Source organism: Paenibacillus crassostreae (assembly GCF_001857945.1).
GTDB classification, from domain to species: domain Bacteria; phylum Bacillota; class Bacilli; order Paenibacillales; family Paenibacillaceae; genus Paenibacillus_AQ; species Paenibacillus_AQ crassostreae.
Window position 1 is genome coordinate 3,128,337 of the sequence record NZ_CP017770.1, and the last position, 12,820, is coordinate 3,141,156.

Sequence of the window (12,820 nt, forward strand, 5' to 3'; positions counted from 1 at the left end):
AATGCAAAAAAAGAAGGATATTTTTTCAAAAGGATAGTTATAAGTTGTTGTATTTATATTAACTCGCATGTATAATAATACATACTTATTAATGACGATGATTCGTGTGGAAGAGAGAGGGGAAACGGGATAATGGCAGTGGATTCTATGGTAAGAGTTGCGATTATTGGTTCAACAGGGTATGGCGGAGTCGAATTAATTCGCTTATTACAGGCACATCCAAGAGTGAATATTACTTCTGTTATTTCGTCATCAAGTGCGGGAGTCCCTATATCAAAAGGTTTTCCACATCTAACAAATATAGTCGAGCAAGACTTGGACGATTTAGATATAGAAATTATTGCGCGGAATGCTGATGTTGTATTTACTGCGACACCTTCAGGGGTGAGTACACCACTAGTTCCTAAGCTTCTACAAGCTGGGCTTAAGGTTATCGATTTGTCTGGTGATTTCCGTATTAAGGATGGCGAGGTATACGAACAATGGTATAAACATCCCGCGGCAGATTCCGCTTATGTCGAGCAGGCGGTATACGGGCTTAGTGAAGTGTATGGCGATGAGGTGTTGGGTGTGGACTTTGTATCTAATCCTGGTTGTTTCCCGACAGCGACACTACTTGGGTTAATTCCTGCAGTGGAGGCAGGTTGGATTGATACGTCAAGTATTATTATTGATGCGAAGTCTGGTGTTTCTGGAGCCGGTCGAGGCTTAAGTCTAACTGCTCATTATGCAGAGATTAACGAGAATCTGAGAGCTTATAAAGTAAATAGACATCAGCATATTCCTGAAATTGAGCAGGTGCTTAGTGACGTAAAGGGTGAGCAGGTTACGGTGACGTTTACGACGCATTTGGTACCGATGACCCGTGGGATTATGAGCACAATGTATGCGAAGGTGACTGGAGAACATACGCAGGAAGAGTTCGTGGAATTATATCGCGAGTATTATAAAGGACGATCTTTTGTCAGAGTTAGAGATAACGGTGTATGGCCAGCGACGAAGGAAGTATCAGGATCCAACTATTGCGATATGGGATTCCAACTGGATGATAGAACGGGAAGAATTACGATCATTTCTGTGATTGATAATATTGTAAAAGGCGCTTCAGGCCAAGCAATTCAAAATTTGAACCTGATGATGGGATGGGAGGAGAATCTCGGCTTAGGTTACACGCCAGTGTATCCATAAGGTGAGAAACATAATTATGGGACATGACAATAAGTTGAGTGGACAAACGATGGAACATCATATCGAGTTGAGTGAGAATACTGCGGGACATAGTGACTATATGGTTGTTGATGGTGGCTCCATAATCACGCCAAAAGGGTTCAGTGCAGGTGGATTACACTGCGGGTTGAAGAAGACGGAGCGCCATGATATCGGCGCTATTGTATGCGAGGTGGTGGCCACAGCTGCGGCTGTGTACACCACCAGCGTGTTCCAAGCGGCACCGTTGAAGGTGACGCGCGAGAGTCTTGTCGATGGCAAGCTACGCGCCATCGTGGTCAACAGCGGCAACGCCAACGCTTGCACCGGGCAGCAAGGCGAAGCTGATGCCTATGCTATGCGGGCGGAGATGGCTCGCCAGCTCGGCGTGGCGGAGAAGGATGTAGCCGTAGCGTCGACAGGCGTGATCGGCGAGTTACTCAAGATGGACTGCGTGCAGTCAGGTATCGAGGCTTTGCCATTACGACTTCGCCAAGACGAAGGAGGCGCGGAGGACTTCACACAAGCCATCCTCACCACGGATTTGGTGAAGAAGGAGGCTTGTGTATCTGTTGTAGTAGACGGCAAGGATGTGATTATTGCCGGGGCGGCGAAGGGGTCAGGGATGATTCATCCGAATATGGCCACGATGCTAGCTTTTATGACGACTGATGCGAATATTGATCAAGCGGCTCTGCAGCAATTGATGCGTCAAGCGACGGATCTTACGTTCAATATGATCACCGTAGACGGTGATACAAGTACGAATGATATGCTTGTTTCCATGGCGAGTGGACTTGCGGGAAATCAAGCGCTGGATTCATCCCATCCGGATTGGGCTGCTTTTGCTAAGGCATTTACTTATGTATGTCAGAAGTTAGCGATGGCGATTGCCCGTGATGGCGAAGGGGCTACAAGACTTGTAGAAGTCGTGGTACACGGAGCAGTTAGTGACCATTCAGCAAGAGTTATTGCTAAGACGGTAGTAGGTTCGAGTCTTGTGAAGACTGCGGTATTCGGTGCGGATGCCAACTGGGGACGGATCATCGCCGCTGTAGGTCGTGCAGGCGAACCTGTGAACCCCGATCAAGTGGATGTCCAACTGGGAGCTATTTCAGTGCTCGAAGGTTCTCGACCCGTTGCTTTTGATGAAGAAGCCGCATTAGTCTATTTAAAAGGGGATACGGTACGTATATTTGTTGACTTACATGGTGGTGAAGGGCAAGCGACCGCATGGGGATGCGATTTAACATATGATTATGTGCGCATTAATGCCGCATATCGAACTTGATAGATGGATATAAGGATTATGTATGTATTGGAGGAGACTGACGAATGGGAGAGAATTCGGAAGGTCAGGTTCATGTGAAAGTGATGGAAAAGGAGAAGCTTCGTGTCTCCAACAGAGGCCAAGGAAGCTTTGTAATGAAATGCGGTGGAAGTACGCTTGCAGCATTGCCTGATTCTTTTTTCGATGATCTAAGACAATTGCAAGAGAGCGGGATCCAGCCTGTTATCGTTCACGGTGGTGGCCCAGCGATCTCAGATAATCTTGCGAAGCTGGGAATTGAGACTGAGTTCGTTAATGGATTGCGGAAGACGACGGAGGATGTCCTTGATGTCGTTGAGATGGTGCTATCAGGCAGTATTAATAAGCAGATCGTTCGACGTATTCAGAAAGTGGGAGGCCGTGCATGGGGACTCTCAGGTGTGGACGGTTCTCTGATTCAAGCGAAGCCTGTTGATAATAGTTCAAAGGTAGGTTTTGTAGGTGAAGTTACACATGTGGAAGCGGGTATGATTCAAGGCATACAGGACTTGGGCTACATTCCAGTGATCGCACCGATTGGTGTGGATCAGTCAGGACAACGATACAACATTAACGCGGATACTGCGGCAGGAGCTGTGGCTTCACATCTAGGTGTGAGTCGGATGGTTGTTGTAACAGACGTTCCTGGAATTATGCAGACTGTGGATGGTCAGAAAGTAGTCCTACCAGCTGTAACAGTGCAACATATTCATGAAATGATCGCTACAGGTGAGATCTACGGTGGGATGATTCCGAAAGTACGTGCAGCTATGAGTTGTATTCATGGAGATGTGCAAGAGGTCGTCATTGTCGATGGTAGTGAACCGAAAGTGCTCAGTCGTGTTATGCAAGGTGAGATTATCGGAACTCGAATTGCTCGGGAATAGAGAACGATGTTAAATATCATATATGAATCAATTTCAGAATCGCCTTGCGTAATTATGAAATTGATTCATGATGAAATATTAATGATATGAATAGATGGGAGTGAAAATTTGATGGGAAAAATAGTGAATCAGAATAACGAATCAAAGAGTGCTTTATTTCCAACCTATGCTCGGTATCCAATTAGCTTAGTCAAAGGACAGGGAAGTTGGCTGTGGGATGATCAAGGTAATAAATATCTCGATTTCATGAGTGGATTAGCAGTAACTAATCTAGGTCATGCGCCGGAAAAGGTGAAAGAGAAACTTAAAGAGCAGCTCGATGAATTATGGCATGTATCCAACCTATTCCAGATTCCTAATCAGGAGAAGGCAGCAACCTTAATGACTACTATTTCAAGTGGCGATGCGGTTTTCTTTTGTAACAGTGGGGCTGAGGCGAATGAAGCGGCTATTAAGCTGGCTCGTCGTTATCACCAAAAGGTTAAAGGAACGGACAGACATGAAGTCATTACATTCAATCAATCTTTTCATGGTCGTACATTAGCTACACTGACTGCAACGGGCCAGGATAAGGTGAAGGACGGATTTTTACCACTTCCAGCTGGATTTAAAACTGTACCATTGCACGATCTAGATGCGCTAAAGGCTGCAATTACAGATCAAACAGCGGCAATTATGATGGAAATGGTACTAGCTGAAGGTGGCGTACTGGTTGCTCAAGCGGAGTTCGTGAAGGCTGTCGCTGAATTATGTAAGCAAGAAGGCTTGCTCCTCATTATCGATGAGGTTCAGACAGGAATGGGCCGTACGGGGAAATGGTTCGCTCATGAACATTATGGTATTGAACCGGATATTTTCACAGTTGCCAAAGGAATTGCGAGTGGATTCCCAGCAGGAGCTATGCTAGGCAAAGAATACTTGCGTGAAGCTTTTACTCCAGGTAGCCATGCTACTACATTTGGTGGAACACCACTTGCAACGGCTGCCATCATTGCTACGATTGAGACGATGAAGGAAGATGGTATTCCTGAACGTGTTGCGAAGATGAGTGAATATTTATTTGCTAAATTGAATGAGAATCTGAAGGATAACCCTTTTATCAAAGAGATTCGTGGATTAGGTTTGCTAGTCGGAATCGAGTGTGTGGAGCCGATAGCTAGCATTATTCTAGAAGGTCAACAACGTGGACTACTTTTTGTAAATGCAGGACCCAATGTTATTCGTCTGTTGCCGAACCTTAATGTGACGGAGCAGGAGATTGATCAAGCTATGAGCATTCTGGCTGACCTCATTCAAGAGCATACAAATGTGAAAACAGTATAGTATCTAAATAGAGTAAGTGTGGTTGAGTAACCAGGGTTTGGAGTCAAAGCTGATTAGTTGTAGAGAGTACAGTTAATTAGGCGTTTAGGCTGAGTTAGAGTGAAATAGTTGCATAAAGTACAGTTAATATCGGAGATTTTAGAGCAAATGAGGATTGGCGAGAAATTAAGTGTACTTTTTACACCTAATATTCGATTATTAGGTGTTTTGCTGAAATTAAGTGTACTTTATACACTTATTCCGGCTCGGCTCGGCTCGGCTCGGCTCGGCTCGGCTCGGCTCGGCTCGGCCCTGCACTTGCCCCACTCCCCTGCCTCAGCTCTTTCCTTTCCACCGAGCAACTAACCCAGCAATACATGTGACATCAATCAGAATGATGAATGGAGGCTACAGATCATGACGCAGATTGGACAGAAACAAGATATCGATTTAAAAGGTCGTGATTTCATCGAGCTGGATGACTTCACAACAGAGGAAATCCAATATTTACTCGATTTGGCTATTGAAATTAAGAGCAAGCAAAAGAACGGCGAAGTTTACCAGCCGCTTAAAGGCAAAACCATTGGACTTATTTTTGAGAAATCCTCGACACGTACACGGGTATCTTTTGAAGTAGGAGCATTTCAATTAGGAGCGCATGCGCTCTTTTTAAGTAAGAATGATATTCAACTGGGACGTGGGGAGATCATAAGCGATACAGCACAGGTATTGTCACGTTACTTGGATGGCATGATGATTCGTACCTTTGGACATGAGAACGTGATTGATCTTGCTCGTTATGCTACTGTTCCTGTTATCAATGGACTGAGCGATCTTGCGCATCCTTGTCAGGTTCTGGCTGACTATCAGACGGTGTATGAGCATAAAGGGAAGCTACAAGGGTTGAAACTTGCTTATATTGGTGATGGCAATAACATGGCACATTCGTTGATGATCGGTGGTGCTAAGTTAGGTGTACACGTATCAGTAGCAACGCCAGAGGGTTATGAACCGGATGTAACTGTTGTCCAAGAGTGTCTAGAGATTGCTCGTGAGACAGGTGCACAAATCGTCGTGACACGTAGTCCGCAAGAAGCCGTGAAAGATGCGGATGTAATCTATACAGATGTGTGGGCGAGTATGGGCTTTGAAGAGGAACAGAAAGTACGAGAGGCGGCTTTTAAAGACTATCAAGTGGATGAGAAACTTGCTGAAGGCGCGAAGAGTGACTATCTCTTTATGCACTGCCTACCTGCACATCGTGGTGAAGAAGTGAGCGAAGGTGTGATCGATGGAAGTCATTCTGTTATTTTTGATCAAGCAGAGAATCGTCTTCATGCACAAAAGGCTTTAATGGCCGCTTTGATGGGATAATAGATTCGTAGTATGATAATGGTTATTATAGAACGTAGCGTTATTCAACATTAATAAAGATTCATGGAAAGGAAGTTATCTCGCATGGCAAAAGAAAAGATTGTACTTGCCTACTCCGGAGGATTGGATACATCCATCATTCTGAAGTGGCTTAAGGAAACATATGATGCCGAAATTATTGCCTTCACGGCAGATGTTGGTCAAAAGGAAGAGTTAGACGGGTTGGAGGAAAAAGCTCTCGCTACAGGTGCTTCCAAAGTATATATCGATGATTTGCGCGATGAATTCGCGAATGACTTCATTTATCCGATGTTCCAATCAGGTGCTTTATATGAAGGTCAGTATTTACTAGGAACGAGTATTGCTCGTCCTCTAATCGCTAAGCGCATGGTGGATATCGCACGGGCTGAAGGCGCAACGATGATTGCTCACGGAGCTACAGGTAAAGGGAATGACCAAGTTCGTTTTGAACTAGGGGTTGCAGCTCTTGCACCAGATATTAAGGTGATCGCACCATGGCGTCTGGAAGAATTCCGTAATGATTTCCCTGGGCGTGCGGAGATGATTGCTTTTGCTGAGAAACATGATATTCCAGTTACAGCTTCCGCGGCGAAGTCCTATTCAATGGATCGTAACTTGCTACATATTAGCTATGAGAGTGGCGTGCTTGAAGATCCTTGGTTCGATCCAAGTGCTCCTGAGAACAAAGACATGTTCTTGCTAAGTGTATCTCCAGAGGATGCACCGGATGAAGCAGAATACCTAGAACTTGAGTTCGAACAAGGGAACTGTGTGGCTCTGAATGGTAAGAAGTTTAGCCCACTGCAGGTCATGGAAAAACTGAATGTGCTTGGTGGTAAACACGGGATCGGTCGCGTGGATATGGTAGAGAACCGTTTTGTCGGAATGAAGAGCCGTGGAGTATATGAGACACCGGGTGGAACGATCTTGTTCACAGCTCATCGCAAAATGGAGTCAATTACGATGGACCGCGAAGTCATGAATCTACGTGATAGCTTAATTACTCGTTATGCGACACTTGTCTACAATGGCTTCTGGTTCGCACCAGAACGTCTGGCTCTGCAAGCACTCGTGAAGGAAAGTCAGAACAATGTGACGGGTACAGTACGCGTTAAGTTGTATAAAGGAAATATAATTGGAGCAGGTGTGAAGAGTCCTGTTAGCTTATATAATCCAGATATTGCGACAATGGAAGCTGATCCATCACAAGCTTATGATCAAGGGGATGCAACAGGATTCATAAATCTTAATGCCTTGCGTCTTAAAGTGGCTTCAGGTGTTCAACAGCAGAATAATAAATAGGATATGATATATTATAAATTTAGCTAAAAGCCAGCAAGATGCCGTTCCTTGTCCGTTCGTTGAGAGAAGGAGCGGCTCTCTGCTGTCAACAGAAGGAGGACATATCATGAGCAAATTATGGGGAGGGCGCTTCACGAAGCAAACCAACCATCTGGTAGAAGAATATACAGCTTCCATCGGCTTCGACAAGGCACTTGCAGAGGAAGATATTCAAGGTAGCTTGGCCCACGTAACGATGTTAGGGAAATGTGGAATCGTACCTGAGGAAGATGCGGAGACGATTCGCCAAGGATTGAAGAAGGTTCTAGACAAAATTCGTTCCGGTGAAATCGTGTACTCTGTCTCCGACGAGGATATCCATATGAATATCGAGAAGAATCTCCTCGATGAGATTGGACCTGTAGGCGGTAAGCTTCATACTGGACGTAGCCGTAATGATCAAGTGGCAACGGACATGCACTTATATTTACGTAAACGTGTTGTCGCTCTGACAGCGATGGTACAGGAAGTTCAATCTGCATTGATCACTCAGGCAAAAGACAACCTCGACACCATCGTCCCAGGTTACACGCATCTGCAACGGGCACAACCGATCCTATTTGCCCATCATTTGATGGCTTATGTATCCATGTTCGGACGTGATGCGGAACGTTTAATGGACAGCTATAAGCGGATCAATATTTTACCATTAGGTGCAGGTGCTCTTGCGGGTACGACTTTCCCGATTGATCGTCATTTCGTAGCTGAGCAACTTGGATTCGATGGTGTATATGAGAATAGTCTGGATGCCGTAAGCGATCGTGATTTTATTGTGGAATTTCTAGCGAATGCTTCACTGATCATGACACATCTATCTCGCCTTAGTGAGGAATTAGTGTTGTGGAGTAGCACAGAGTTTGGTTTTGTGGAACTTGATGATGCTTTCTGCACAGGTAGTAGCATTATGCCACAGAAGAAGAACCCGGATGTACCTGAATTAGTACGTGGTAAGACAGGGCGTGTGTACGGGAACCTGATGGGACTGCTCACGGTATTGAAATCATTGCCATTGGCCTATAACAAGGATATGCAGGAAGACAAGGAAGGCATGTTCGATACGGTCGCTACACTCGAAGGTGCCCTTCAATTATTTGCTCCCATGATCGCAACGATGAAAGTAAATAAAGGTCGGATGCGTGAAGCTGTTAATAAGGACTTCTCGAATGCTACCGACATTGCTGATTTTCTTGTAGGTAAAGGATTACCCTTCCGTCAAGCGCATGAAGTGATTGGTAAGACCGTTCTTTATTGCATCCAAAATAATAAGTATTTACTAGATCTAACATTGGACGAGTTCCGTGGCTTCTCAGAACTATTCGATGAACGAATCTATGATGTACTTCAACCGGAAGCCGTTGTGAATGCCCGTAATGTTTACGGCGGAACGGCAACAGTACAAGTGGCAGCAGCGATCGAACGTAGTGAGGTCAAGCTTCAGACTGCGAAGAAGTGGGTTGAAGAGCATGATGAGGAGTCACAAGGCTAGTAGCATACAATCATGAGTCTGTAAAGGAAACCCATGGAGCTCATGATGCTTATGAAGCCATGGTTTCACACTTAATAGCTAATAGAAGAACCTCCAATTCCACGGTTTAACAGTGGTTTTGGAGGTTCTTTTACTTTGAGGAGAATGCATATCCACTGTGCGGATATGCATTTGAACGCTAGTGCAACTCAGTTTTTATCTACACAAGCACCTATCTATTAGAACCGAAGTATCAATACACACATGTAGTTAATCCCATTTCATATGGGTATGAAGGATCAACACCCTACGACCGGAATGAAGTGGTTACTGGCGAGTGGAGAATAGCTGCAGTAAGTACATTTATTTCGAGTGAAAAGTAGGTTTAGAGAGAAGTAACTGTAAAAAGTACAACTAAATTTCAAAAATTAGTGGAAATTAAGGAATTCACTATTATTAGTTGTACGTTTTACAACTAAAGTTAGCCACGAATGCTAATAGAAGAAATAAGGTGTAGGTTATACAACTAGTCAGTGTCGGTGGGGACTGCAGGGGATTGGACGTTATTAGATGTACGTCCAACCCCAAACTCAAAAGTTCGGACCGCTCACACCATCCTCAATAATTTGCTTCTTCTCGGGGGCAATGGGTGTTCCTATATCCTTATCATTTTTAGGATGAACACTAATAAGCCGTTTTTGTGGAAGATAGGTGTCTCGTGAGATACGTTTCTTTCCTTTGACGATACCATCCACTTTTTTGATCTGATAAGTATCTACAACGTATCCAATGGTTCCATGCTGAAGAATCTCCTGTGCACCGACGGGGAGGGTCGCATTACGAACATATTTGTTAGAAGGTGTAAGTGTCTCAACAACAACCGATTCTATATCATACCGAACATTAGTAGGAAAGGTGCCGAAGAATTTAATGGTGAGTGTCCTGCCTTGAACGTTAGCTTGGATTAGTAGGTGTTTACCTGTATTATTCTTGAAGCGAAAATTGATCGATCCTGTAGCAAAGGTCGCATCCTGGCCTTTTGGCAAATAACTAACCGGCATCGAATGGCTTCTACGTTCAACGATATCCAAGCCTAATCGAATGGCCGCACTATATATCGTACTAGACACTTGGCAGATTCCTCCTCCTATACCGGGGACGAACTTTCCATTTAGTATAACAGGCGCTTCACGGAACCCGTACTGTTTCTCTGCTAAAGCGATCACTTGGCCATAATCGAATACATCTCCCGGCTTCAAGATCATGCCATTCGTAGCTTGTGCTGCTGAATTCACATTGAACACTCTGCCCTCAGCGCTAGATCTCAAATAAGTAGAGAATTCCATAATCTTGCGCTCAATGCCCTCTTTTTTTAAATCTTCAATATCAATCTCGGGGCGTTCTAATCTAAAAGGAAGTTCTAATACTAGCGGGTCTTCATTTGGAGGCTCTAACACTTCAAAATCTCGTGGGATTAAATCGACCATTCGAGTCTCTATGATATTCCAATCTAAACGATTGGCTGAAATCCCAGGTGTATACACTACTTGATCACTTGAGTTGATACGACGGGAAGCGTTAACGAATTTACCGAACTTCTCTTGTTCCCATGCCGCATTATACACAGACTTCATTAAAGCTGGGTCCCAATGAGATGTGATCGAATAGTTACGCTCGAAATTCCACCGGTAAGATAAGCGCTGTAACCAGTTACCTTTTTGTAATTGAATGATGGATTGACGGAAATGTTCTGCCTCATATTGTACACCCGCCTCCGCGAGAGTCCATTGAGAGTGTACGACAGAGTCACTGGGATTGTTCACTGTGATATGGAGGGGGATCTTTTCCAAACGCTGCATGCGCTCATCAAGTTCCTCCAATACAGTATCTGTGTTCAATCCACCGACAGACCATCCTGATACAATAGTACCCTTAGGAATAGTGTCATGATGTAAATAAAAAAATATAAAACTAAATAGAGTGAATCCACCCAAGACACTTCCGATAACTATGATTAGACGTGCTTGAAATTTGTTCATATGTTCTCAACCTTCTTTCTTATTAGCCACAATGAAAGCTTGTTTATTCCATATATATAACTATATGTTTGAGAATAGAGATAATTTCAGGTACTCAAAGGGTAACAGATTTGTTACAATATATAATAGTGATGATTTCTAGTGGTTTTTAAAGGAATTAGATGGAAAGTGTCGAAATGTTATTTGGCTGATACTGGGAATTGGGAAGTGATAATGTGATTGAAATGCAAGATGTATGGAAGACGTATAAGAATGGTGCAAATGCCTTACAGGGTGTATCCGTAAAGATTGATCGCAACGAGTTTGTGTATGTTGTAGGTCCTTCAGGTGCAGGTAAATCGACATTTATGAAGCTTATTTATAGAGAAGAAGTTCCAACTAAGGGTCAAATTTCAGTGAATGGTTTTAATATTGGTAAGCTGAAACAACGTAAAATCCCTTACGTTCGGAGAAACATAGGTGTTATATTTCAAGATTTCCGACTGCTACCTCGTATGACAGCTTATGAGAATGTTGCATTTGCTATGGAATGTATCGAAACTCCCAAACGAGTGATCAAGAAGCGGGTTATGGAAGTGTTGGATTTAGTTGGACTGAAGAATAAAGCAGGACGTGAACCAGATCAATTGTCTGGTGGTGAACAACAACGGATCGCTATTGCAAGAGCCATCGTTAATAACCCTGCTGTTATTATTGCGGACGAGCCTACAGGTAATTTAGATCCCGAGACATCATGGGGTATTATGCAACTACTGGATGAGATTAATTTCCGAGGAACTACAATTGTTATGGCTACGCATAACAAGGATATCGTGAACAGTATGCGTAAACGCGTTATCGCGATTGAGCATGGTAACATCGTGAGAGACCAGATGAGAGGAGAATATGGATATGAATTTTAACACCTTCTTGCGGCATCTGCGAGAAGGATGCAAGAACGTATTCCGTAATGGATGGATGTCGATAGCTTCTATAACTTCCATTGTAGTATCTCTTTTTGTTCTAGGTGTATTTATCTTATTGGTTGTGAATGTCAATCAATTGGCAGATGACGTTGATAGTACGGTTGAGATTCGAACGTATTTGAACCTCGATGTAGATGAGAAGATGCGAGAAACGATCAATACAGAGATTGGCCTAATGCCTGAAGTGAGCAAGGTAACCTTCATATCGAAAGAACAAGGGTTACTAGAATTCAGTGAGGGATTGGGAGAAGACGGTAAGGCTCTACTCGAGGGATTCGATAATGATAATAATCCGCTACCAGATACACTGGTCGTTGAAGTCATAGAAGCAAAAACGGTTCCACAAGTTGCAGATAAGATTAGCGCATTGAATGAGGTTCATCCAGAATCTCCAATAATGAAGGTCAATTATGGTGAGGGCGCTGTCGAGAAGTTATTCAAGATCACACGTGCGGTACGTAATATTGGGTTTATCTTCGTTGCAGTTCTCGGGGTGATGTCCATGTTCCTTATATCTAACACGATTAGAGTTACAATTCTAGCTCGCCGTCGGGAGATTGGTATTCAGAAATTAGTAGGAGCGACGAACTCATTCATTCGCTGGCCCTTTTTTATAGAAGGTGCATTAATTGGTGGGATTGGATCGTTAGCGACGGTTGGTATTCTCATATTAGGTTATGACCAATTGATCCAAGCAATAAGTAAGGATATTACCTTGGGGCTGACTTTAGTTCCATTGGCTGATATTTGGTTACTGATAAGTACACTTTTGCTTGCTATTGGTATTTTGATTGGAATCTGGGGAAGTACCGTCTCCATTCGTAAATTTTTGAAAGTATAGCTAAGAATAGAACACACTCACCTGATGGCATCCGTGGATAACATAGGAAACGAACGTTATGGAATTTTGG

Annotated in this window: 10 protein-coding genes; 9 read left to right on the forward strand and 1 reads right to left on the reverse strand. The window is 43.7% G+C overall.

Annotation, left to right across the window (positions count from 1 at the left end):
- The first annotated feature begins 132 nt into the window (after nt 1–132).
- The 7 genes from argC to argH all read left to right on the forward strand — a co-directional run bounded on the left by argC (nt 133) and on the right by argH (nt 8,926).
- Nucleotides 133–1,188, forward strand: a complete 1,056-nt coding sequence (argC, locus tag LPB68_RS14285) for an N-acetyl-gamma-glutamyl-phosphate reductase (RefSeq protein ID WP_068658867.1) — start codon at nt 133–135, stop codon at nt 1,186–1,188.
- Between the two features lie 100 nt (nt 1,189–1,288).
- Nucleotides 1,289–2,497: a bifunctional glutamate N-acetyltransferase/amino-acid acetyltransferase ArgJ gene (argJ, locus tag LPB68_RS14290; protein WP_068658884.1), complete on the forward strand. Its 1,209-nt coding sequence runs from the start codon at nt 1,289–1,291 to the stop codon at nt 2,495–2,497.
- 83 nt (nt 2,498–2,580) lie between these two features.
- Nucleotides 2,581–3,402, forward strand: a complete 822-nt coding sequence (gene argB, locus LPB68_RS14295) for an acetylglutamate kinase (protein ID WP_068658886.1) — start codon at nt 2,581–2,583, stop codon at nt 3,400–3,402.
- Nucleotides 3,403–3,513: 111 nt separating this feature from the next.
- Nucleotides 3,514–4,725, forward strand: coding sequence for an acetylornithine transaminase (locus LPB68_RS14300; RefSeq protein ID WP_068658870.1), 1,212 nt, complete (start codon nt 3,514–3,516; stop codon nt 4,723–4,725).
- 396 nt (nt 4,726–5,121) lie between these two features.
- Nucleotides 5,122–6,078: an ornithine carbamoyltransferase gene (gene argF / locus LPB68_RS14305; RefSeq protein ID WP_068658981.1), complete on the forward strand. Its 957-nt coding sequence runs from the start codon at nt 5,122–5,124 to the stop codon at nt 6,076–6,078.
- 84 nt (nt 6,079–6,162) lie between these two features.
- Nucleotides 6,163–7,401, forward strand: coding sequence for an argininosuccinate synthase (locus LPB68_RS14310; protein ID WP_068658983.1), 1,239 nt, complete (start codon nt 6,163–6,165; stop codon nt 7,399–7,401).
- 106 nt (nt 7,402–7,507) lie between these two features.
- Nucleotides 7,508–8,926, forward strand: a complete 1,419-nt coding sequence (gene argH, locus LPB68_RS14315; RefSeq protein ID WP_068658987.1) for an argininosuccinate lyase — start codon at nt 7,508–7,510, stop codon at nt 8,924–8,926.
- A 569-nt stretch (nt 8,927–9,495) separates the two neighbouring features.
- Here the strand turns inward: argH and LPB68_RS14320 are convergent.
- Nucleotides 9,496–10,944, reverse strand: a complete 1,449-nt coding sequence (locus LPB68_RS14320) for a VanW family protein (protein ID WP_068658989.1) — start codon at nt 10,942–10,944, stop codon at nt 9,496–9,498.
- Nucleotides 10,945–11,159: 215 nt separating this feature from the next.
- Between LPB68_RS14320 and ftsE the strand changes: the two genes are divergently transcribed.
- Both ftsE and ftsX read left to right on the forward strand, forming a co-directional pair.
- A complete protein-coding gene (ftsE, locus tag LPB68_RS14325) occupies nt 11,160–11,846 on the forward strand; it encodes a cell division ATP-binding protein FtsE (RefSeq protein ID WP_068658991.1) in 687 nt (228 codons plus the stop codon).
- Complete coding sequence (gene ftsX, locus LPB68_RS14330) at nt 11,836–12,750, forward strand: permease-like cell division protein FtsX (protein ID WP_068658993.1); 915 nt, start codon at nt 11,836–11,838, stop codon at nt 12,748–12,750. The genes ftsE and ftsX overlap by 11 nt, the downstream gene beginning before the upstream one ends.
- The last annotated feature ends 70 nt before the right edge of the window (nt 12,751–12,820 follow it).

What these genes read in the sequence shown, in the direction of transcription:
- argC (WP_068658867.1), top strand. Translation starts at nt 133, where the DNA reads ATGGCAGTGGATTCTATGGTAAGAGTTGCGATTATTGGTTCAACAGGG.
- LPB68_RS14320 (WP_068658989.1), bottom strand. Translation starts at nt 10,944, where the DNA reads ATGAACAAATTTCAAGCACGTCTAATCATAGTTATCGGAAGTGTCTTG.
- LPB68_RS14310 (WP_068658983.1), top strand. Translation starts at nt 6,163, where the DNA reads ATGGCAAAAGAAAAGATTGTACTTGCCTACTCCGGAGGATTGGATACA.
- argF (WP_068658981.1), top strand. Translation starts at nt 5,122, where the DNA reads ATGACGCAGATTGGACAGAAACAAGATATCGATTTAAAAGGTCGTGAT.
- argH (WP_068658987.1), top strand. Translation starts at nt 7,508, where the DNA reads ATGAGCAAATTATGGGGAGGGCGCTTCACGAAGCAAACCAACCATCTG.
- argB (WP_068658886.1), top strand. Translation starts at nt 2,581, where the DNA reads ATGGAAAAGGAGAAGCTTCGTGTCTCCAACAGAGGCCAAGGAAGCTTT.
- ftsX (WP_068658993.1), top strand. Translation starts at nt 11,836, where the DNA reads ATGAATTTTAACACCTTCTTGCGGCATCTGCGAGAAGGATGCAAGAAC.
- LPB68_RS14300 (WP_068658870.1), top strand. Translation starts at nt 3,514, where the DNA reads ATGGGAAAAATAGTGAATCAGAATAACGAATCAAAGAGTGCTTTATTT.
- argJ (WP_068658884.1), top strand. Translation starts at nt 1,289, where the DNA reads ATGGTTGTTGATGGTGGCTCCATAATCACGCCAAAAGGGTTCAGTGCA.